The sequence below is a fragment of the Mycobacterium sp. RTGN6 genome, from assembly GCF_033804605.1.
Taxonomy (GTDB): Bacteria; Actinomycetota; Actinomycetes; order Mycobacteriales; family Mycobacteriaceae; genus Mycobacterium.
This window is the reverse complement of the sequence record NZ_JAPZKZ010000008.1, coordinates 278765-300451: the sequence shown is the minus strand read 5'-3', so window position 1 is coordinate 300451 and position 21687 is coordinate 278765. Positions and strand designations below refer to the sequence as shown.

The 21687-nt window shown below is 66.5% G+C and carries 16 protein-coding genes; 4 read left to right on the top strand and 12 right to left on the bottom strand.

Going from position 1 to position 21687, the window contains the following annotated elements:
- The first annotated feature begins 143 nt into the window (after positions 1–143).
- Positions 144–614 (top strand): MarR family winged helix-turn-helix transcriptional regulator, encoded by a 471-nt coding sequence (locus tag SLQ33_RS21095; protein ID WP_319455817.1) that lies wholly within the window; start codon positions 144–146, stop codon positions 612–614.
- A 15-nt stretch (positions 615–629) separates the two neighbouring features.
- Here SLQ33_RS21095 and SLQ33_RS21090 read toward each other — a convergent pair whose 3' ends face one another.
- Entirely contained in the window at positions 630–1145 is a 516-nt protein-coding gene (locus tag SLQ33_RS21090; RefSeq protein ID WP_319455816.1) for a hypothetical protein, read from the bottom strand.
- Positions 1146–1222: 77 nt separating this feature from the next.
- Between SLQ33_RS21090 and SLQ33_RS21085 the strand changes: the two genes are divergently transcribed.
- Positions 1223–1654, top strand: coding sequence for a VOC family protein (locus tag SLQ33_RS21085; protein WP_319455815.1), 432 nt, complete (start codon positions 1223–1225; stop codon positions 1652–1654).
- A 204-nt stretch (positions 1655–1858) separates the two neighbouring features.
- Here the strand turns inward: SLQ33_RS21085 and SLQ33_RS21080 are convergent, their stop codons facing one another.
- A complete protein-coding gene (locus tag SLQ33_RS21080; RefSeq protein ID WP_319455814.1) occupies positions 1859–2314 on the bottom strand; it encodes an STAS domain-containing protein in 456 nt (151 codons plus the stop codon).
- A gap of 149 nt (positions 2315–2463) precedes the next feature.
- The gene (gene ligD / locus SLQ33_RS21075; RefSeq protein ID WP_319455813.1) at positions 2464–3696 is read right to left on the bottom strand and encodes a non-homologous end-joining DNA ligase; all 1233 of its coding nucleotides are present in this window, start codon (positions 3694–3696) and stop codon (positions 2464–2466) included.
- Positions 3697–3760: 64 nt separating this feature from the next.
- Between ligD and fadD2 the strand changes: the two genes are divergently transcribed.
- Together fadD2 and SLQ33_RS21065 are read left to right on the top strand one after the other, a co-directional pair.
- Positions 3761–5452, top strand: coding sequence for a long-chain-fatty-acid--CoA ligase FadD2 (fadD2, locus tag SLQ33_RS21070; protein WP_319455812.1), 1692 nt, complete (start codon positions 3761–3763; stop codon positions 5450–5452).
- A 117-nt stretch (positions 5453–5569) separates the two neighbouring features.
- Positions 5570–6670: a hypothetical protein gene (locus SLQ33_RS21065; protein ID WP_319455811.1), complete on the top strand. Its 1101-nt coding sequence runs from the start codon at positions 5570–5572 to the stop codon at positions 6668–6670.
- Positions 6671–6710: 40 nt separating this feature from the next.
- Here the strand turns inward: SLQ33_RS21065 and SLQ33_RS21060 are convergent, their stop codons facing one another.
- The 9 genes from SLQ33_RS21060 to SLQ33_RS21020 all read right to left on the bottom strand — a co-directional run bounded on the left by SLQ33_RS21060 (position 6711) and on the right by SLQ33_RS21020 (position 21674).
- Positions 6711–6983: a hypothetical protein gene (locus SLQ33_RS21060; protein WP_319455810.1), complete on the bottom strand. Its 273-nt coding sequence runs from the start codon at positions 6981–6983 to the stop codon at positions 6711–6713.
- A 76-nt stretch (positions 6984–7059) separates the two neighbouring features.
- On the bottom strand, positions 7060–8082 hold the full coding sequence (locus tag SLQ33_RS21055) for an aminotransferase class IV (protein ID WP_319455809.1): 1023 nt from the start codon (positions 8080–8082) through the stop codon (positions 7060–7062).
- A 31-nt stretch (positions 8083–8113) separates the two neighbouring features.
- Positions 8114–9613, bottom strand: coding sequence for an APC family permease (locus SLQ33_RS21050; protein ID WP_319455808.1), 1500 nt, complete (start codon positions 9611–9613; stop codon positions 8114–8116).
- 102 nt (positions 9614–9715) lie between these two features.
- Complete coding sequence (locus SLQ33_RS21045; protein ID WP_319455927.1) at positions 9716–10615, bottom strand: LysR family transcriptional regulator; 900 nt, start codon at positions 10613–10615, stop codon at positions 9716–9718.
- A gap of 72 nt (positions 10616–10687) precedes the next feature.
- Positions 10688–11158: a hypothetical protein gene (locus SLQ33_RS21040; protein WP_319455807.1), complete on the bottom strand. Its 471-nt coding sequence runs from the start codon at positions 11156–11158 to the stop codon at positions 10688–10690.
- A gap of 124 nt (positions 11159–11282) precedes the next feature.
- A complete protein-coding gene (locus SLQ33_RS21035) occupies positions 11283–14552 on the bottom strand; it encodes a beta-propeller fold lactonase family protein (protein WP_319455806.1) in 3270 nt (1089 codons plus the stop codon).
- A 64-nt stretch (positions 14553–14616) separates the two neighbouring features.
- Positions 14617–17376: a LuxR C-terminal-related transcriptional regulator gene (locus SLQ33_RS21030; protein WP_319455805.1), complete on the bottom strand. Its 2760-nt coding sequence runs from the start codon at positions 17374–17376 to the stop codon at positions 14617–14619.
- Positions 17377–17455: 79 nt separating this feature from the next.
- Positions 17456–20185, bottom strand: a complete 2730-nt coding sequence (locus SLQ33_RS21025) for a helix-turn-helix transcriptional regulator (RefSeq protein ID WP_319455804.1) — start codon at positions 20183–20185, stop codon at positions 17456–17458.
- 163 nt (positions 20186–20348) lie between these two features.
- A complete protein-coding gene (locus SLQ33_RS21020) occupies positions 20349–21674 on the bottom strand; it encodes an ArnT family glycosyltransferase (RefSeq protein WP_319455803.1) in 1326 nt (441 codons plus the stop codon).
- Positions 21675–21687 lie beyond the last annotated feature (13 nt).

Sequence of the window (21687 nt, the reverse complement as noted above, 5' to 3'; positions counted from 1 at the left end):
GGTGATGCGCGGCACATTCACTGCAATACAAGGATTTCCGTCACACCGAGGCGCGGGGTTGCTTCGGCGCTCCGTGCCGGGTCATAGGAAGCACTTAAGCGCCTCCCACGTATTCCATAGTGTCGTGAAGTATTCTGCCGACCGTGAAGCCGCGTGAAGACGACGTCGAGGCCGTCACCGAAGCGTTGGCACAGGCCACGGTGCTGATGTCCCGGCATCTGTTCGACCGCGCAGACCTGAGCCCGACGGCGTCGGAGGTGTTGTACCGACTGCACGCCGAGGGGCCGGTGCGACTCACCGCGTTGGCGTCGGCGGCTGCCATCAGCCAGCCCTCGATGACGCAGCTGATCCAACGACTCGAGCGCAGGGGGCTCGTCGAAAGATCGGCCGACCCCGCCGACCGCCGAGCGGCCCTTGTGGCACTCAGCGACGGCGGCCGTGCCCTGGTACTCGAGCGTCAAGACGACGTCCGGGCCAGGTTGCGCGAGCTGTTGGCGACGTTGCCTGCCGGTCAGGGCGACGCGCTGTGCCTCGCAGCGCGGGTGGCACTGCCGATCATCACGAGCCTGATCGACATCGAGCTGGCGCGGGAGCGCAGGCTCGCGGCGGGGTAAACCGACGGTGGGCGCTCAGCCCGCGACGTCGAGTTCCCGCGCGATCAATTCCAATGCGCACTTGGTACGGAACGTCTCGGTGGCGATCTCGTCCGCTGGCAGCCCGGCCGCGATCAACGCTTGCGTCTTGAAGGCCCGTGCCGCGCTGCTGAGCCGGTAGGACACCACCTTTGCCCCACGGTCGAGCTCGGCCGGCATTGCGGCGCCCCAGACGAGTACCTCGGTGGTCCTGGTGGCCAGTGCTGAATCGACCTCTGAGCGTGCCGCGCGGTCGTTGGCGTACAACGCGCCGGAGGCAACCAGTGCCGAGCGACGGTCGCGGAGCCCGTCGGGTGGCGCGTCGATGTCGGCGACCTCGGCGCCGAGGATGCGGAGCGCAAGCGTGTCCTCGCATGCGGGGACCAGAACGGTGACCCGCCAACCGAGCCGCACCCGATCGCAGATGAGGCCGCCCGCACTGCGAACCGCGTCGACCGCATTCGGCGACAGCACGCTCAGGTACGGCCGTTGCGCCGCCAGCCTGTCAGTCATTGCCGCCACGATACTGAATATACAACTGTAAGAGCTACAGAAGCACGCTCAATGCGCAGCCGCCTATCGTGGGAGGCATGACCGTGCTCGAGTCACCGATCCCTCGATTCCACTTGGCCGTGCCGGTCGACGACCTCGCTGAGGCGCGGCGGTTCTATGGCGGCGTGCTCGGCCTCGAGCAGGGTCGCAGCGCCGAGACCTGGGTGGACTGGAACCTCAGCGGCCATCAAGTCGTCACCCATCTGGCGCCCGGCCGGGTGCGCCCTATCCACAATCCGGTCGACGGACACGACGTCCCGGTGCCTCACTTCGGCTTGATCCTGACCGTTCCGAAGTTTCTGGAGCTCGCCGAGCGGCTACGCGCCGCCGACGTCGAATTCGTCATCGAGCCCTACGTCCGGTTCCAGGGCGAGACCGGCGAGCAATGGACCATGTTCCTGCTCGACCCGGCCGGAAATGCCTTGGAGTTCAAGGCCTTTGCAGATGACTCCCAGGTGTTCGCGGCATGATCTGCATCGCCGAAGGTACGGTTGTTCACGGCCTTACTCGGGCGATGTGTACAACGACCGTACTTTCGGCGATGGCTCGCCCTAGGCCCGATCAGGCAGCGTGGGCGCGGGGCGCCTCGAGTGCGAGCCGGTGCATGTCGAGTGGCTTGCGCCTGCGCAGCAGGCGGATGAGCGAGCGAACGTCGAGCAGCATGGGTAGTCCTCTCAGGCGGACTTGACGAGGATCGGCAGGAGGCGGCGACGCGCCGCGGTGGCGTCGGCGAAGCGGTGCAGTGCCTCCGGCACGGAGCCGACGGTGTGGAAGGCGGCGGGGTCGCCGTAGTGATGCATCACGTCGGTGACGACGGGACTCGCCACGACCGCCCACTCGACACCGGCGTCGTAGCAGGCGTCGTCAACGGCGTACAGCAGTGCGATGGCCGCGTCGGCGAACGCTTCCACGTCGCTGAGGTCGAGCACGAAGGGCTTCTCGCACAAGACATATCGGGTGGCGTACTGGCTGATGCGTGCGATGTTCGTGTGGTCGAGCTCGCCGCCGAACGATACGACGGTGGCAAGTTGGCGGCACACCGCGCTCATCTGAGCGCGGTCGCAATCGAGCGCGGGATTGCCATAGCGGAAGCCATGATCCGACGCGGAGCCGGTGCTCACGTTCGTCATGATGCCCTCGTTTCCGTTGAATGAGCTGGCTGCAGACGACGCCGTCCCTTCAACCTGTAACCCGAAGGTATCCACGCAAGTTGGCCTACCGTTGAGTAGCGGCTAATACTTCGCTAAGAACTACCCGGCGGTGGCCATGGGCAAACGGCTCAACGCTTCCACTGGGGGCCCGAGTAGTTCACCCACGGGTCGTAGTCCGCGATGAGCTCGTCCTGCGGCGGCCGTTGATCCTCCGGGACGTGCTGCAGGTTGACGCGGATGCGGTACCAGATCGAACTGGGGCCGCGCATCCCGTCGACGAGCACGTCGACCGGTTCGAGGCGCTCGGCGGCGGCGGGATACCGCGTGCGCCACGTGTCGAGCGCGGCCATCGCCTCGTCCTTGGTCTTGGTGCGGGCGACCTCGATCAGCGGCATGCTCGACTCGCGGCGGCCGGTGCCGCGCGTCGTCCCCTTCGGCGCCTTCTCCGCGGGACCCAGTTCCCTCGCCCGCTCCAGCAACGCGTCCACGCCACCTGGGGCGTCGTCGATGCCCTCCCAGGGGTCGCCGAGTTCGGCGTAGCGCGCGGGCACCGTCGCCACCGTGAACGCCTCGGGTCGGCAGTCGGGCACTTCGTCCCAGCGCAGCGGCGTCGACACCCGCGCGTCTGGTCGAGAGCGGACGGAGTACGCCGAGGCGACGGTGCGGTCCTTGGCGTTCTGGTTGAAGTCGACGAAGACGCGTTCGCCGCGCTCCTCCTTCCACCACTTGCTGGTGGCCAGCTCGGGGGTGCGGAGCTCGACCTCGCGGGCGATGGTCTCGGCGGCGAGGCGGACCTGCTTGTACGGCCAATGCGGGTGGATGCGGGCGTAGATGTGGAAGCCGCGCGAGCCCGACGTCTTCGGCCAGGCCGTCAGCCCGTAGTCGGCGAGCACGTCCCTGGCCACCAACGCGACGGCCACGATCTGTTCCCACTCCACACCGGGCATCGGGTCGAGGTCGACGCGGAGTTCGTCGGGGTGGTCGAGGTCTTCGGCGAGCACGGGATGCGGGTTGAGGTCGACGCATCCGAGGTTGACCGCCCACACCAGTCCGGCCGCGTCGCGGATGACGGCCTCCTTCGCCGAGGTGCCCGAGGCGTACTTCAACTCGGCGACCTCGATCCAGTCGGGCCGCTTCTCCGGGGCACGCTTCTGGAACACCGCTTCGACCGAGATGCCCTTCACGAACCTCTTGAGGATCATCGGCCGGCCTGCGACGCCGCGCAGTGCGCCGTCCGCGACCGACAGGTAGTAGTGGATCAGGTCGAGCTTGGTGACCCCGGCCTCGGGGAAGACGACCTTGTCGGGGTTGGACACGGACACCGTGCGACCGCCCACGTCCAATGACAGCGGACCGGCCATAGGGCAATGCTAGTTGTGCGGTGGGACCGGCCCGGGTGAGACCGGCGTCACATATTGTTGGGCCATGCCCAAGCTAACCGACCTTCCTTTGCAGGCAGTGGCGAAGATCCAACAACTCGCCGAACGCGGCTCGGCGGAGGTCCACTACGCCCGCAAGATGTTCGAGGCGGGCGCATTCAAGCTGGAGCCGCCGCAGAACGTCGCCGCGATGGTCGCCGACATCCGCCGCTGGGGTGAGTTCGGGATGATCCCGGCCCTCAATGCGCGCCGCACGCCCGATCGCACCGCCATCATCGACGACGACGGCGAGCTGACGTTCAAGGAATTGGACGACTCGGTCAACGCCGTCGCCAACGGACTGCGGGCGATGGGCGTCCGGGGCGGCGACGGGGTGGCGCTGCTGATCCGCAACCACCGGTGGTTCCTGATCGCGTTCTACGGTGCCGCCCGGGTCGGCGCTCGGCTGATCCTGCTCAACAGCGAGTTCTCGGGACCTCAGATCAAGGAGGTCTCCGAGCGCGAGGGCGCGAAGCTGATCATCCACGACGACGAGTACACGAAGGCCGTCGCGGCGGCCGACCCGCCGCTGGGCAAGCTCCGCGCGCTGCCGACCAACCCAGACAACGAGGCCCCGTCCGAGAGCACCGACGAGACGCTCGCCGACCTGATCGCCCGGAGCAAGAAGGACCCGCCGCCGAAGTCCGACAAGCACGCGAAGATCATCATCCTCACCAGCGGCACCACGGGCACGCCGAAGGGCGCCAACCGGAGCACCCCGCCGTCGCTGGCCCCGATCGGCGGCGTGCTGTCCCACGTGCCGTTCCGGTCGGGTGAGGTGACGTCGTTGCCTGCGCCGATGTTCCACGCGTTGGGCTTGCTGCACGGCACCATCGCGATGATGCTCGGCTCCACCCTGGTGCTGCGGCGGCGCTTCAAGCCGGCCACGGTGCTCGCCGACATCGAGGAGCACCGGGTGACGGCACTCGTGGTGGTGCCCGTAATGCTGTCCCGGATTCTCGACGAACTGGAGAAGACCAGTCCCAAGCCGAACCTGTCGAGCCTGCGGATCGTCTTCGTGTCCGGCTCGCAGCTCGGCGGCGAGCTCGCCACCCGCGCGCTGAAGGACCTCGGCCCCGTCGTCTACAACCTCTACGGGTCGACGGAGATCGCGTTCGCGACCATCGCCCGGCCCAAGGACCTATCGATCAACCCGGCCACCGTCGGGCCCGTCGTCAAGGGCGTGAAGGTGAAGCTCTTCGACGACAACGGCAACGAGGTGGCCCAGGGCGAGGTGGGCCGCATCTTCGTCGGCAACACCTTCCCCTTCGAGGGCTACACCGGTGGCGGCGGCAAGCAGATCATCGAAGGGCTCATGTCGTCGGGCGACGTCGGCTACTTCGACGAGCACGGGCTGCTCTACGTCAGCGGCCGCGACGACGAGATGATCGTGTGCGGCGGCGAGAACGTGTTCCCCGCGGAGGTGGAGGATCTGATCAGCGGCCACCCCGAGGTCGTCGAAGCCACCGCGTTGGGCGTCGAGGACAAGGAGTGGGGCCACCGGCTGCGGGCCTTCGTCGTCAAGGTCGAGGGGGCGAGCGTCGACGAGGACACCATCAAGGCCTACGTGAAGGACAACCTGGCCCGCTACAAGGTGCCGCGGGAGGTCGTCTTCCTCGACGAACTGCCGCGCAACCCCACGGGCAAGATCCTCAAGCGGGAGCTCGCGAAGCACGAGGTCGGCGGAGCCGACGAATAGGGCGAATCGACTCGATCCGGTCCTGATCAGGAGGCTCCGTAGGGAAACACCCGATATGTCCGGGTGAGCGCGTCGATAGCGTCGATGGACACTCAACGACCAGTACCTAGGGGCCCCATGGCGATCACCCGTTTCGGACGAATGGGCGCGTTGGCCCTCGCCTGTTTCGTGGCCACGAGCTGCGCCGGGTCAAGTCCCGTCACCGTCACGGTCACCAGCACAGTCGGGGGATCGAGCACCACCAGGGCTTCGGACACCGCCAGTCCCAGTGCGGCCGGCGGTGGGCTGTTCACTGCCTCGGAGCCATGGACGACCGATGTCTCCAGCGCAGAAAAGTCGGATCGCAGTGACGCCATCATCGCCGCATTGAACGACGCGGGAGGCTGGGGTGGCGGAAACGAGTTGCAAACGGACTTCTCGATCACGGTCTTCGAGGCCGACTCGTCGGCACCCCGCGTGCAGGTGGTCGGCAACCCAGAGGAGTACTGCTACGGCGGACCGGACTGCGACGAAGTACCCGCGGAGATGCCCGTCCCGGCCGATGCCACCATCGAGGGCTCCGACGATCTCACGTGCGACAGCTCGGGCGAGACCGAAGGCCAGGGCGACTGCCACCTGCTCGTGGTGGACCGAGATGAGCAAAAGCTCTACGAGACGTATCAGACGAGTATGGAGGGCGACGAGTTGACCACCGGGGCGTTCTTCGTGTGGGAGCTCGACAAGGAATACCCCGAGACTCTGCGAGGCGATCAGTGCACCAGCGCCGACGCGGCCGGATTCCCGATCGCCGCACTCACACCCACCGCCGACGAAGTGGCGACGGGTGAACTCGCACATGCCATTCGGTTCATCCTTCCGAACGATCGGATGAAGGAGGGTGTCTACGTGCGCCCCGCGACCCACGCCGGTGGGCCGGAGAGCACCGACCCGAATGCCCCGCCCTACGGGGTGCGCTTCCGGCTGAAGCCGGACTTCGACGACTCCTCGTACAGTGCAGGTGAAAAGACCATCATCACGGCGCTCAAGAAGTACGGGATGCTTCTGTCCGACGGTGGCGAGATCCCCTTGACCTTCGCAGACGACCGCACCAGTACGGCCAAATGGTCGGAGCTCGACATCGACGCACAGTCGTTCAACTCGATCACTCCGGATCAGTTCGAGGTGGTCGAGCTCGGAGACGAGGTACCGCTCACCTACGACTGCGTGCGCAATCCCTAAGAGCCGCAGACGGGTAGCCAGCCTCGAACGGCCGAGGCGGTCAGGGATTGTTGACGTACCAAGACAGGCACCCCGGAATGTTCCTGCACGCAATGATCGCGTTGGCATCGGGTGCCGAACCACGAATCTTGTTCTTGGGGCCGGGAATTGTGCAGCTCGGCGCCCACGGGTTGTATCTGGTCACCCCGTTGTAGCAGGGGTCCGCCTGGTTCTGCACGGTCGGACCGTCCGCGGCGAACGTCAGCACCGCCGCGAAGGCCGCGGCGGCCGCTCCGGTCACGATCATTCGTACTGCGCGTCGGGATGTGCTCATGTCCGCACCAACCGTTCGGGTACTGATCCGTACTTCGACGGTACCACCGGAAGCAGGCCGAAAGGGGCACTCTGACTCAGTACTTAATGGCCTCGATCAGCGGCGATGGCACGTCCATCAGCGCCCAGAACCGGTCCCGGATCGCCACGGTGAGGGGTCCCGGTGCGCCGTCGCCGATCGGGTCGCCGTCGAGTGAGTTGATGGGCGTGACGCCGCCCGCGGTGGTGACGGCCATCAACTCGTCGGCGTCGTAGAGTTCGTGGCTGGTGACGTCGCGCAGGGTGGCCTCGATGCCCATCGCGTCGGCGAGCTCGAACACCGTCTTGCGGGTGATGCCGGGAAGTGCGTTGCGCGACGGCGACGCGAGCTTGCCGTCCTTCACGACGACCACGTTGAAGCCTGGGCCCTCGGCCACGCAGCTGTCGGAATCCAACAGGATTGCGGTGCGCGCGCCGCGGTCCTTGGCCTCGAAGCTCGCGGCGGTCAGGTCACCCCACTGGTAGTTCTTGATCGTCGGGTCGACGGTGTTGCGGCCCGCTCGGCGCACGTGCCGCGGCACGACGGCAGTGGTGCCGAAGATCTGCTCGGCGGGCGGGAAGGCCCACAGGTAGGGGATCGCGTAGATGTACACCTGATGGGTGAGCTTCGACAAGTCCTTCTCGCCCTTGCGCTTTCCGTAGCCGCGCGTCACCGTCAGGTTCACGAACGACTCGCGCAGCTGCGACAGCGACACGCAGCGCTTGGTGATCTCGGCGAGCTCGTCTTTGGTATACCCGGCGTCGAGGCGCAACTTGCGCGCCCCGTCGAGCAGCCGGTCGAGGTGATCACCAAGCCGAAAGACGTTGCCGTGCCACACGTGTGCGACGGTGTAGGTCAGATCGGAGTGGCCGAAGCCGGTGTCGAAGATCGAGATCTTGGCGTCCTCCGCGGGGATGAACTCGCCCTCGATCCAGGCCACCCCGCCCGCGTAGGGGCTGGACGTATCGAGCTCGTAGTCGCTGTACTGGATCACCGAGCCGGGTGGGGTGTCCTCGCGGACGGCGCCTGGTTCCACGGCCACCAGGTTACTGGATCCGACGGATGGGGTGGTGACGGTCATGGTGCGCAATTCCTTTGGTAAGTAGTGAGATTCAGGAAAGGTGAGTCTTGGCGAAGTTGGGTCCCGCTTCGCCGTTGGCCAGCCGCTTGCGCAAGCCGGTGACTGCCCAGATACCGGCCAGGACGACGAGACCCAGGAAGACATAACCGTTGCCTGCGAACTGCGGTAGGAAGATCAGCGCCGCACACACCAGGGTGAACACGATCAGGCCGACGACGTAGATCGGCATGCGAGCGCGGCCGAGGTCGAACGTGCCCGGTTCAGCGGTCGGGATGGAACCCCGGCGGTGCCCGATGAGCAGGGCGATCGTCTGCAGCACGTAGGTGGCGAACACGGCGAGTGCCGACAGGCCGAGGATGAGGAAGAAGGCCTTCTCGCTGACCAGGGCCAAGAGCAGCAGCGCCGTCGAGAATCCGAACAGTCCCAGCACCGCGTACGTGGGCGTGCGATTGCTGGGCGACACGTGCCGCCAGACGTGTGAGAACGGGAGCATGTTGTCGCGGGCCATCGAGTAGGTCAGCCGGGTAGCCACCAGGATGTTGGCCAGGATGCAGGCCATCACGTTCGTGAGTGCTACCGCCACAACGATTTTCGTGATGACGGGGCCCACCTGCTGGGTGATGATCTCCTCGATCGGAGCACCGGTCGCGGCCTCGACGGCTGCGGAATCCTTGATGGCCAGCACGTAGACGACGTACATCAGGAACTCGATCACGATCGAGGCGCTCAGCGCGTAGAACATGGTGCGCGGAATGACGTGCCGCGCGTCCTTGGTCTCCTCGGCGACGTCGGCGCTGGCTTCCACGCCGATCAGGCCGAAGAACGGTCCGAGGGAGGCCGCGAGCCAGGCCAGGATGTACGGGGTGCTGCCATCGGAGGTGCCGCCCGTGAACAGCACCGAGAAGGGTTGGTGGTTCTCGGGCGACGAGAAGGCGACGATCGCCACCAGGATCGTCGCACCGATGGTGATGACGAACTCCAGGCTGACGCCGATGTTGTTCACCATCGTGGCGAACCGCACTCCGTACATGTTGACGAGCATGCAAACGGCCATGACGCCGATGGCGACGAAGATCTGGACGGTCTGGCTCATGTCCCAGCCGAACAGGCCGCCGAGATAGCCGGAGAGGATGAACCCGACGCCGGTCATGCCGCAGATCCATCCGGCCAGCGCCATGACGCCGGTGAACCAGGCGAGGGTGGAGCCGTGGATCCGGCTGGTCCACTGGTAGGCGTAACCGGCCAGCGGGATCTTCGCGGTCAGGTCCGCAGCGATGAAGACCCAGATGAGGAACACCGCCGCCGCGAGCAGCAGCGTCCACACGAAGGGACCGCCCGCCGTGAAGTACCCCGCGCCGAAGCCGGTGAACACTGCGGTGGTAGCGCTGATCGTGGCGAAGCCGATGGCGAACGACGCGAGCTTGCCAACGGAGCGGTCGAGTTTCTGGGTGTAACCGAACTGCTCGAGGTTGGCATCTTCGGTACTCACGGGTTCCGGAGCCTTGGCGTCGGTGGACGCGATATCGGTCATCTTTACTCCAGACTTAGGGTCGGTGCACCAAGAAAACCCCTTTGACCAGGAGTGCGGAAGTTCGAATAACTGATCTACTGATAACTTGTGTTTATCAGTGGGTCAGTAATCAGTTGCCGGCCGTTCACGTGCCCCGCCTTCGCCGAAGCTCCATTGGTCGCGGACGTGGCTGACGAGCGCTGCGGCGTCCGGACTTAGCGTCGACGGATTCCACGCCAGCGCCGTGAAGTTGCGCGGGCGGTCGACGATCGGAACGTAGGCGATGCCCTGCCGGTCGTAGAGTCGCGCACTGGCCTCACTGGTGAAGCTGATGCCGAGTCCACGGGCAATGGTGGTCGTCTCCTCTTCGTACGTCGCGGCCACCGCGGCGATGGTGGGCGGCCTATCCCTGACGTCCATCGCCATCCAGTAGTCCCGCCACCGCCCGGCGCTGGCCGGCGCGACCACGATGGGATCGTCGAGCAACTCGGTGATGGACACCTCGGAGCGGTGGGCCAGTCGGTGGTCCCGCGGGAGGCACGCCACCCAGTCCTCGGCGTCGAGGATGAACATCCGATGGTCCGGTAGGTCGACGGGCGGCCGGATTATGGCCACTTCGGTGGTGCCGTCGGCGAGCCCGGCCGTCGGGTCGGTGAAGTCGAATTCCCTTGGTTCCAAGGTGATGTCGGGTTGAGCCGCCTCGAAGTGGCGGACCAGTTTGAACAGCAGGTCGGCTCCGGTGCCGATCAGATAGCCCAGGTGGATGCGGCGATCGCGCTGGGCCAGGGCGACGAGGGTGTCGACGACGTGCTCGACGCCCGAGATCGCCTTCTGCACTTCGGGTAACCACGCCGCGCCGAGCTCGGTCAGGGCCACCTCGCGGGTACTACGGGTGAATAGGACGACGCCGAACTGGTGCTCGAGTTGCTTGATGGCGGTCGACAGCGCCGGCTGGGTGATGAATAGTCGCTCGGCGGCGCGCCGGTAGTTCAGCTCTTCGCCCAGCACGGCGAAATAGCGCAGCTGGCGCAGCGTGACGTCGGCGCTCGTGGGTGACCTCCGTCCAAAGACCGCGAGGTGATGATAAGCGCGCCGTTAGCAACCTGGGAAGACACCCAATGGGTCCGGCAGACACAGCGGTGGGGCCGGTGCCGGTGTCGGTGTCGGTTGGGGCGCATTCGCCGCCTTGCGCGACGCCGCGGCGGCGTTGTCGGCGGCCGCCTGACTCCGGACGGCCGGGGTGACGCAGACGGTGTCGCCCGAGAAGGCCTCGCGCCAGACGAATCCTTGCTTGCACGTGGCGGGTCCGTAGGCTCCGCCGTTCGGCTCGACGTTCTGGCCGGCGGCCTGGTTCTGCTGCGCCGTGCTGGTGCGGATGGCCGGGGTGACGCAGACGGTGTCGCCCGACTGCGCCTCACGCCAGACGAATCCTTGAATGCAGGTATCTGGCCCGTACGGCAGGGGATCGGCGACAGCCGTCGCCTGCGAGCCGAATCCGCCGAGTGTCACGAGTATCAGCACCGAAAGCGGAGCCAGCTCGGAATGTTTCGTCAGCTTGCGCGCCATTGTGATTCCTCCTTCTGCTCCGGCGAGCTACCGCCCGCCCTATGGGCGTGACGCTATTCGCCGAGCGCAGACGAGGAATCGGGTGTTTCCCTACGTCGGACCCGCAAGCTGACCCCGTTGCGCGTCAGGCGATCTTCATCACCGACACGGTGGCGTCGTCGTAGTTCGCCACGTACAGGAACTGGCCGTCTGCACTGATCGCGAGTCCGCGGGGGTTGTTACCCACGTTGACGACGGAGATGAGGCTCTTCGTCGTGGTGTCGATGACCGCGACGCTCTTGAACCCGCTCTGTGCGACGTACAGCCGGGTGCCGTCGGCGCTGAGCACCGGAACCCAGGGTTCGATGCCGTTCAGGGCAATGGTCGTGACGGCTCCAGTGGCGACGTCGACGACGGACACCTTCCCCCTCGCCGGCTCTGAGCCGACGGCGACGCCGTAGTTCGTGACGTAGAGCGTCGTGCCGTCGGGGCTGACGACCACGAACTGTGCACCGTTGCCGACCGCGATGGTCTTCGTGACGGCCTTGGTCGCCGTGTCGATCTGCAACACGTTGCCATCGCGACTGTTGACCAGGTAGAGGTAGGCGCCGTCCGGTGAGATCGTCGGCGAGCCCGCGGAGACGTCGGGGAGTCGAACCGATCCGACGACCGTGTTGGTGGCGGTGTCGACGACCGTGACGGTGTCCAGGGAATTGCTCTCGTTGACGAGGTACGCATACTTGCCGTCCGGGCTGATGTTGATGAAGTTCACGATTCCGCCGCCGGGAATCGGGATGGTCGCCACCGGTGTCCGCGTGACGGTGTCGAACACCTGGACCGGGTTGCCGAAGTCGGCGAGGTAGGCGTACCTGCCGTCCGGAGTGATGGCGAGCCCGTACACGCCGTGATCCAATGCCTCGCCGAAGTTGGTCACTGTGCGGTCGGGGTCGACGAACGAGACGTACGAGCCCAGGCTGCTGACCCAGATGCTGTTGTCCGCGGGGTTCAGCGCGAGGTGCAACGGAGCGGGCGGAACCGTGATCGTGTCGACGACGTCGTACACGCGTGGGGCACCCACTAGGAACGACTTCACCTGATCGTCGCCCAGGCTGGTGACGTAGACGTGGGTGCCGTCCGGGCTCACCACGACGTTCTGGGCGCCGATGTTCCCGGTGGTGTTCAGCGCGACCACCTTGATGACGGTGTTGGTGGCCGTCTCGATCACCGACAGCGAACCAGACGCGTTGACGACGTACACGACGCTGCCGTCGGGGCTCGCGGCCGCGCTGAAGGGCGAGACTTCGGTCGTCACGGTGGCGATGACGGTGTTGTACGTGGCGCTGGTGGGGTCGGTGTCGATGACCGAGACCGACCCTGGCTCAGTCGTATTGGTGAAGTTGGTGACGTAGGCGCGGCGTCCGTCCGGGGTGAATGCGACGCCGTAGTACGGCATGGTGCCGACCGTGATGGTCTTGATGACAGTGTTGGTGGCGGTGTCGATGACGGATACCGTGTTGCTGTTCTGGCTGGTGACGTAGACCCGGGTGCCGTCGGGGGTGACGGCGAGTCCGGTCGGCCTACCCGCGACGGGGATCTCCGCGATGATCGACTGGGTGAAGGTGTTGATCACGGTGACGGTGTCGTTGCCGTTGGTGGCGATGTAGAGCCGGGTTCCGTTGGGGGAGAGGGCGACGTCGCCGTTGCCAGTGCCGATCTGAATCAGGGCGGCGGTGCTGTTGTCGGCGGTCCGGATGATTCTGACGAAATTCGGTCCACCGATCTGCCCCTGGGTCACGTAGAGCAGTTCGCCGTTCGGGCTGACCACCAGTGGCCCGGTGCCGGGCGGTGAGGAGAAGGTCGTCGTCTCGTTGGTCGCCGGGTCGAAGACGGAGATGGTCTCGTCGACGTAGTTCGGAATGTATACGCGGCCGTCGGGACCCACTGCGATCTCGACCGGTCCGTCGCCGGTCGGGATCGCCCCTTGGCCGATGAGCGACGCTGCGGCAATGGGTGCCGTGACGGTGACGGTGGTACTCGACAGACCGTCGCTGACGGTCACGGTGAAGGTGTCCGTGTTGGGATCGCCTGCGGCGCGGGCCTGAGCCGGTGGTGTGGAGGTGGGAAGGGCGGCCTTCAGGCGCGCGGCCACGGTCGGCGTGTAGGTGTATACGCCCGCCGGGGTCACGGTGAGCTGGCCGTTGGTCGGTGCCGACGTGATCGTGTACGTCAGCGGCTTGCCTTCGGGGTCAATGACATTCAGCGCGCCGCTGACCGCGCCTGTGGTGGCGTTCGGCGTTCCCACCGTGGGCGGGACGACAACCGTCGGAGGCGCGTTGACCGTCACTCCGACGGGGACCGAGATCCGACCAGTTCCGTTGAACAGGTGGAGGTGGAAGGTGGTGTTGTCGTCGACGAGGACGGTGAACGTGTCGGTTCCACCGGACGCGGCCAGCGCGGTGTTCGGCGTGTAGGTGTAGTTGCCGTCGGCGGTCACTACGACGGTGCCACGGGCGGGACCTTGGGTGACGGTGTAGGTCAGCCGGTCACCGTCGGGGTCGACGGCGCCGATCGTGCCGGTGATCACGCCTTCGCTCTGGGTGAGCTGGACGGGGGTCGCGGTCGGCGTCCGGTTGAAGAACGTCACCTGGAACTGGCGTCGTACCCACGCAAGGACCGCCCACAGGGTGGGCGGTTCGACCGGAGCGATCGGGCCGTTGGTGACCAACGGTGCGAACCCGATGGCGGACAACATTGTCGTCACCAGACTGACCGGTGCCAACGGTGCCGCTGCCGGTACCGTTGGCGCCACCTGCTCGACGATGGCGGCGGATAGCGCTGCGGGCGTTGCCATTCGGGCGACGGGTGCGGGCTCGGCCGTGACATCGGCCGCGCGGTGTGCGATGGAGGCGTTGGGTGTCGTACTAGTCGAGACCACCGGGGCCGCGGCTGGCGGGGCAGCGATGGAGGCCGGGGCCTGCGGGGTGCTCTGCGCCTGGCTCTTGTCCTTGATGGTCGTCGGCTCGGGCTTCGAATCGGAATGTGCTGTCTCGTCCGTTGTCTGATCCTCGGCGACATCGTCGTCGGCTGTCTCGTCGTCGGCTGCGGCCTCGCTCGAGTAGGTTCCGGTGTGCGCGCCACCGGAACTCTGCACTACTCCCGATCGAGGGTCCGCCTCGGCTGCCGGAGCGGCGTCGTTGCGGTGTTCGTCGGCGGCTGGCGACGCCGGGGAAGTCGACGGCTCGACGCCGGGGGCGGCCGGAGATTCGGCCGACGAGGCAGCTTCGGTCGTCGATGACGTCGACTCCGAATCCGTTGGATCGGCCGAAGCCACCCCCTGGCCAGTGGCAACCGCCACGCCGAGATAGGCGACGACGGCCAACCCTCCAACCTTGGAAACCCGCCTGCGCTTGCTCATGGCGCTGACGCTAATTTGCGCAGGGACTCGGATATATCGGGTGTTTCCCTACGCACGTACCTCTCTACCCCGTGATGTCCCTCATCCGCCTGCCGAGTTCAGCCCGCGAGTGAATCTCGAGTTTGCGGTACACCCGGGAAAGGTTGGCCTCGACCGTCTTTGGGCTGATGAACAGTGCGGATGCCATGTCGCGGTTGGTCATTCCGCTGGCAGCGAGTTCGGCGACGCGTTGTTCGGAAGGGGTCAGTGCGGCGCCGTCTCGCGGTCCCACGTTGGTGCGCGCGAGCTGGGCGCGGGCACGTTCCGCCCACACTGGGGTACCGAGGCGTTCGAACGTGTCCAGGGCGTCGGTCAGCGTGGTCGAAGCGGCGTCCTGGCGTCGCTGCCGACGCTGAAGTTGTCCGAGCAGCAGCTGCGTGCGGGCGCGCTCGAAGGGCATCGGGACCCGGTCGTGTTGCACCATCGCCTCTTCGGCCGCCCGCACGGCACCGTCGATGTCTGCACCGGTGGCCAGCAGCATGCTCCGGCAGCGCGCTCCGATGGCCAACATCCACGGCCGGTCCAGCCGGCGGGCGTTGCGTTCGAACCGCTCGATCAGGGGCGCGACCTCGGCGAGCTGACCCAAGCTGATCATCGCTTCGACGGCATCGGGCACGAACGAGGCGCCAATGATCTCCGTGCCGTCCGGTGCTGCCTCGAGCCTGGATAGCTGCGGTTGCAGGGTGACGAGCGCCGCTTCGTAGTTGCACAGTGACACGTCGAGAAACCCCAGGACCGTGACCGGCCAATGCGATAGGAGGTGCGAGTGGGTGCGTCGGCCAGCCGCGAGCGCCTCGGTGGCGTCGCTGCGCGCCTGATCGACCCGCCCGGCATACGCGGCCAGCGCGGCCCGAGCCGTCAGGCCCACGCACAGCGGGAAGTCGCCGCCAAGCTGCCGTGTGCGCTCGACCAGGCTCTCGGCGACCAGAGTGGCCTCGCCGAAATCGCCTCGCCAAATCTCGAGGAGGACGGCGTGGAAATCGATGAAGAGCAGTCCACTCTCATCACCGCGCTCGAGGTAGCGCCGCCGCATCGCCGACATCTCATCGTGGGCTACGTCGAGTTGCCCGATGCAGGCCAGTAGCAAGGCGCGCTGCACGCTGGGGCGAAAGGCCGATGGGACGAGCACGTCGAGGTCCTCCAGCGCGAGCGCCCGGTCCATGCCGGGCTCGTCGAAGCCGTCGCCATGAAAGAAGCGCAGCATCACCCGCATGCTCAGCGCCTGGCCCAACAGGTCCGGCAGCCCAAGCCGTTCGGCGTCGGGTACGGCGCGCTCGACGCTTTCGATCGCCGAGCCAAGTTGGCCTGAGTTGAAATGGGCGAACGACAGCGTGACCAACGTCTGGACGCGCAACGCGAGATTGTCCTCGGCCTCGTCTAGTGCGCGTTCCAGTAGCTCGGCCGCCTCGATGAAGTTGTCGTCGAACATCCGCACCACGCCCAGCAGGTACAGCGCCCCGGCGCGCAGGGGTCCGGCGGCGGTGCGGTCGACGGTCTTCTCGAGCAGGGCGCGGGCCTGCTCCGCGTCTCCGGCACTGAAATGGTAACTCGCCAAACGGATCTGGCGCTCCGGCGTCTCACCGCCCAACCGCACCCCAAGGCTGACGAGCTCCGCCGAGGCTTCGGGAGCCCCCCGGCGGCGCGCGATCTCCGCCGCCGCGTCCAAGGCGCGCAGCGTGGTCGGGTCGGCACTGGTCGCGGCGAGCGCGAGGTGGCGGGCCTGAAGTTCGGGCTCCTCGACCACCTCTGCGAGCCGGCGATGCGTCGCACGCCGGTCCGCGGCCGACGCCCTGGAGTAGACGCCCCTTTCCAGCAACGGATGGGTGAACCGGATGTGGGTCCCGTCGAGGCGGATGATCCCTTGTCCTTCAACGACTTCCAGCAGCCCCACTAAGAGCTGGGGGTCGGTCGACACCGCATCCGCCACCAGTTCGATGGTTGGCGCGGCGAGGCAAGAGGCGGCAAGCAGCGCGGCCCCAGTTGCGGTGTCGACAGCGCCGATCCTGGCCTCTACCAACTCGTTCAGGGAGCCAGGAAGTATTTCGGCGCCAGGGGCGGGATTCCCGTGAATTGAACGAGCGAGTTCCAGTGCATAGAAGGGGTTTCCACCGGAGGTCTGGTAGATCCTGACCATTGTCGGCCGGGGGAACGAGCGGCCCAGTCGGTCCGCCACCATCGCTTGTATCGCCCCGAGGCTCAGCGGAGGCAGAGTGATTCGACGCAGCTGCTCGGGTCGCGGGAGTTGCAGCCAGGACGCGGGCGACGCGTCCTTCGACGTGCGGACCGCTCCGAGCACCCCGATGCGGCCGGTGGCGCGGCGCGCAGCGAACGTGAGTACGTGCACGCTGGACAGATCCACCCACTGGAGGTCGTCGATGCCCAACAGCACGACCGTCCTGCGCGCCAGTGCTTCGATCACCGCCAGGAATGCGGCGGCCACCGCGCGCCGATCAGTCGCGGCTTCGTCGCCATCAGAACGCAGCAGTACCCGGTCCACCGCGTGCCGCTGCGGTCGCGGAAGGTCAGCCCAGAGCTCGGGGTCGACGGAGTTCAGCAGGTCGGCCAGGCACGCGTAGGCCAGTACGGACTCCGTCTGCGCCGGCCGCGATGACAGCACCGCGAAGCCACGCTCGCGGGCCCGGTCGATCGCTTCGACCCACAGCGTCGTCTTGCCGATGCCGGGGTCGCCCTCGATGATCAGCCCAGCGGGACCCACCGATGCCGCGTCAAGAAGATCGTCGACCGCCGGCCCACCGGCCCCGCCGGTTACGTTGCGGTGGGCCACCCTTGAACACTCTCACACGGGCTTAGGGATCGCGCGGTAGACCGAGCAAACGCTCGGCGATGATGTTCAGCTGGACCTCCTACTCCGAGGGGTCCCCCATGCGTCGGCCGAGTTCCGCCCGGGAGCGGATGCCGAACTTTTGGTATACCCGAGAAAGATTGGCCTCCACGGTCTTCGGGCTGATGAACAGTGCGGCGGCCACGTCGCGATTGGTCATCCCGGTGGCGGCGAGTTCGGCCACGCGTTGTTCGGATGGGGTCAGTTCGGCGCCACCTCGGGGCCCGATGTTGGCCCGCCCCAACTGGGCGCGGGTGCGCTCCGCCCAGACGGTGGTGCCAAGCCGTTCGAAGGTGCGCAATGCCTCGCCGAGCGTCGTCGCCGCCGCGCCCTGGTGGCGTTGCCTGCGTTGAAGTAGACCGAGCACCAATTGCGTCCGCGCTCGCTCGAAGGGCATCTCGACTCGGTCATGCTGCTTCATCGCCTCTTCGATGCACTGAACCGCCGCGTCGACGTCTGCCTTGGCGGCCAACAGCATCCCGCGGCATCGTCCGCCGACCGCGAGCATCCACGGCCGGTCGAGTCGGCGACCGTTGCGTTCAAGAAGGTCTATCCACCACTCGGCATCGGCAAATCGCCCCAACTGAATCAGCGCCTCGACGGCATCGGGAAGGAACCAGGCGGCGACGATCTCGGTAGAGTCCGGGGCACCACGCAGGCGGGCCAACAACGAGTCGAGCATGTCGAGGGCCGCCTCGTAGTTTTCGAGGGAGACCTCGAGGAAGCCCAACGCCATCACCGGCCACTGCGACAGGTTGGCCGCGCCGGATCGCACGCCCGCAGCGAGGGCCTCGTTTGCATCGCGGCGGGCCGTCTCGACATCACCGGTGTGGACGCCCAGCAGCGCCCGGGTGACGAGTGCGACGTATCTCGGGACGTCGCCGTTGAGTTGCGGCGCACGTTCTTCCGCATCCTCTGTTGCGCGCTCTGCGGCCGGGAAGTCTGCCCGCCAGATCGCCGTGATCGCACTGTGGAAGCTGACGAAGAACAGCTCGCTGTCCTCGCCGTGCTCGATACAACGGCGGCGCAGTGCGGCAAGCGCGTCGCCCGCCTCGGCGAAACGCCCGCTCCACGACGCCAATAGAGCGCTTTGCGCGCTGGGTCGGATGGCGATCGGAACGGTGTTGCGGTGGTCCTCCAACTCCAGGGCCCGGTCCAGGGCGACCTGGTCGAGTCCGCGGCCGGCCATGAACCGCAGGGTGACCTGCATTCCAAGCGCTTGGCTGAGCAGGCTCGGCATTCCGTGGCGGTCGGCCAGCGCGACGGCCTCGTCGACCCTGTCGAGCGCGGCGGCATCGTGTCCGGAATTCGTTTGTGCGAAGGCGAGGATGACCAACATCGCGACCCGCATCGCGTGGTGGTCGCCAACCTCGTCGAGTGCCTGCTGCAGCACGTCGATGGCGTCGGTGAAGCTGTCGTCGAACATGCGCACCACGCCAAGCAGATACATCGCCCGCGCGCGCAACGCTCCAGCCGGTATGGCGTCGATCGTCTGCTCGAGCAGCACGCGGGCCCGCTCGGAGTCTCCGGCGTTGAAGTGATACCCCGCCAACCGGATACGACGCTCCGGCGTCTCGCCACCCAGCCGGATGGCCAGGGCGGCGAGCTCCGCCGAGGCGTCGGGAGCGCCTCTGCTCCGGGCCATTTCGGCGGCCACGTCCAGTGCCTTCAGCGTTGTTGGATCGGCCTGTGTCGTGGCGAGCGCCAGATGGCGGGCCTGAAGTTCTGGTTCCTCGACGAGTTCGGAGAGTCTGCGGTGCATCGCACGCCGGCTGGCAGCTGAGGCTCCCGAGTAGACGCCCCTGGCAAGCAACGGATGAGAGAACCGGATGCTCGCCCCGTCGAGGTGGATAATCCCTTCTTGCTCAGCGGCTTCCAGCATCTCGAGCAGACGCGAAGGTTCCCGCTCCACGGCTGCCGCGACTAGGTCGACGGTCGGCACGGCAGTACAAGAGGCGGCGAGCAGTGCGGTGGCAGTCGTCGAGTCGAATCCCACGATCCTGGCCTGGACCAACTCATTCAGCGAACTGGGAAGCAGCTCCATGCCACGGTCGGGGTTCTCATGAATCGCCCGCGCGAGTTCGATTGCGTAGAAAGGGTTTCCGCCGGAGGTCTGGTAGATCCTGACCATGGTGGGTCGGGGGAACGAGCGGCCCAGTCGATCCGCCACCATCGCTTGTGTTGCCCCGAGGGTCAACGGAGGCAGGGTGATTCGACGCAGTGTCTCGGGGCGCGGGAGTTGAAGCCAGGATGCCGGTGCCGAGTCCGCCGAGGTGCGGACCGCTCCGAGCACCCCGATGCGGCCGGTGGTGCGGCGCGCAGCGAAGGTGAGCACGTGCACGCTGGACAGATCCACCCATTGGAGGTCGTCGATAGCCAACAGCACGGCCGTCCTGCGCGCCAGTGCTTCGAGCACCGACAGGAATGCGGCGGCCACCGCACGTCGGTCAGTCGCGGCTTCGTCGCCCTCAGCACGCAGCAGTACCCGGTCGACCGCGTGCCGCTGCGGTCGCGGTAGGTCAGCCCAGAGCTCGGGGTCGACGGAGCTCAGTAGGTCGGCCAGGCACGCGTAGGCCAGTACGGACTCGGTCTGTGCCGGCCGCGATGACAGCACCGCGAAGCCACGCTCGCGGGCCCGGTCGATCGCTTTCACCCACAGCGTCGTCTTCCCGATGCCGGGCTCGCCCTCGATGATCAGCCCAGCGGGACCCACCGAAGCCGCATCAAGAAGATCGTCGACGGCCGTGGCCACACACGAACACTCTCACAAGGGCTTAGGGATCGCGCGGTAGTCCGAGCAAACGTTCGGCGATGATGTTGAGCTGCAGCAAACGCCATTCGTGAACTGACGAAAATTCGCGCGAGCGTCAGCCGGAATAGGGTGTTTTCCCTATCGTTTGCGATGTCCACCGAAGTCAAGGGTGCTCTGGGTGCCGCGGCCGTTCGGGTTCATCAAGATTGAAGCGGTCGGCTAGCAGGGCCGACAACAGTGCCAGCCCAAAGACGTCGTACACGCTGCGCACGCGCGGATCGCCGAGGATGAGCATTGCCACTACCGCTGCGCATGCGAGGTTCGCGAGCATGAATGCCTCGCCCAGGGGCCGCAGTGCCCGCCGCCGGCGAAAGACCGTGAAGAGCGATTCGATCACCACCCACGGCAACAACACCGCGTACCCCACGTTGGCCGCTTGCACGAGATCTCTGGCCCACCCGCGTTCGTCGGACTGCGGAAATGGCACCGTCGTAGCCGTCATATCGAGCACGTTTCGGGCCAGCCGAAACACGTGTGCTTCCTTGTCCTGCTCGATGCAATCCCAGCCCAGCTCGAAGAAGAAGTCCTCGTCCCAGACATTGATTCCGTTGAACGCATACTGACCGCCGCGACCCAATTGATCGGGCACGGACTGCTCAAACCACGCGGTCTGCTGCCCGTTGGGGTCGTGCGTGGTCACCCTCCCGACTTCGCAATGTCCAAACCAGAAGTTCAGGCCGCCGTTCGTCGCCAATCCGGTCGGTTGTCCTGTCGCCACGGTGTTGTGCGCAACGACCAGAAAGAGCACCGCGAACAGGCCCGCTCCCAGACTCGCAAAAGGGGCAATCCGCTTGCGAAAGACGAAGAGCACGATGGCCGCCAGCATCACTACGTTGAGCAGTAATTGCGGACGAACTGCGACGGCAACACCCCCCGAAAGCCCGGACACCAGCGCCAGCCAAACCGCTGTGGGACCCGTTCGACGAGTGGCGAGCAGTCCCAACCACAATGCCGTGAGCAAGAACGCCAGCGCCGGCGTCTCCGACGTGAAGAAGCCGCCGTAGGAGATGAAGAGCGGCGACCCGGCGCACATCACTGCCGTGAGGCCAGCCGCGGCCGGGGTCAACAGGTCTCTGGCCAAGCGCCACGCCAGCCATACGACGGCGGTGGACATCGCGCACCACAGCACCGCCGCTGCCCACAATCCGGCTTCGATGCCAACGATCTTGATCGGCAACGCCAGTAGCAGCTGCGTGCCTGGGGGATAGAAGGCGTCGTTCGGTCCGAGTGGCCCACCGGACGCGAGCCGCTCGGCCCGCGTGACGTATCCCTTCATGTCGGAGTACACGGAGCCCTGTGGATGATGGATGACGAGTATCCACACGACCCTGAGCACGGCGCCGAGCACGATGGCCACGATCGCGAGCGCGTCCCACCGTCGCTCGGGCAGGAGCAGCCGACGCCATCCGGCGACGCGGTGTTCCGACACCGTCAGCCCGACT

Bases quoted from the DNA above. Each gene is read 5' to 3' on its own strand.
- SLQ33_RS21055 (WP_319455809.1), bottom strand. From the start codon at position 8,082: ATGACCGTCACCACCCCATCCGTCGGATCCAGTAACCTGGTGGCCGTG.
- SLQ33_RS21080 (WP_319455814.1), bottom strand. From the start codon at position 2,314: ATGACGAACGTGAGCACCGGCTCCGCGTCGGATCATGGCTTCCGCTAT.
- SLQ33_RS21090 (WP_319455816.1), bottom strand. From the start codon at position 1,145: ATGACTGACAGGCTGGCGGCGCAACGGCCGTACCTGAGCGTGCTGTCG.
- SLQ33_RS21035 (WP_319455806.1), bottom strand. From the start codon at position 14,552: ATGAGCAAGCGCAGGCGGGTTTCCAAGGTTGGAGGGTTGGCCGTCGTC.
- ligD (WP_319455813.1), bottom strand. From the start codon at position 3,696: ATGGCCGGTCCGCTGTCATTGGACGTGGGCGGTCGCACGGTGTCCGTG.
- SLQ33_RS21060 (WP_319455810.1), bottom strand. From the start codon at position 6,983: ATGAGCACATCCCGACGCGCAGTACGAATGATCGTGACCGGAGCGGCC.
- fadD2 (WP_319455812.1), top strand. From the start codon at position 3,761: ATGCCCAAGCTAACCGACCTTCCTTTGCAGGCAGTGGCGAAGATCCAA.
- SLQ33_RS21085 (WP_319455815.1), top strand. From the start codon at position 1,223: ATGACCGTGCTCGAGTCACCGATCCCTCGATTCCACTTGGCCGTGCCG.
- SLQ33_RS21050 (WP_319455808.1), bottom strand. From the start codon at position 9,613: ATGACCGATATCGCGTCCACCGACGCCAAGGCTCCGGAACCCGTGAGT.
- SLQ33_RS21040 (WP_319455807.1), bottom strand. From the start codon at position 11,158: ATGGCGCGCAAGCTGACGAAACATTCCGAGCTGGCTCCGCTTTCGGTG.
- SLQ33_RS21065 (WP_319455811.1), top strand. From the start codon at position 5,570: ATGGCGATCACCCGTTTCGGACGAATGGGCGCGTTGGCCCTCGCCTGT.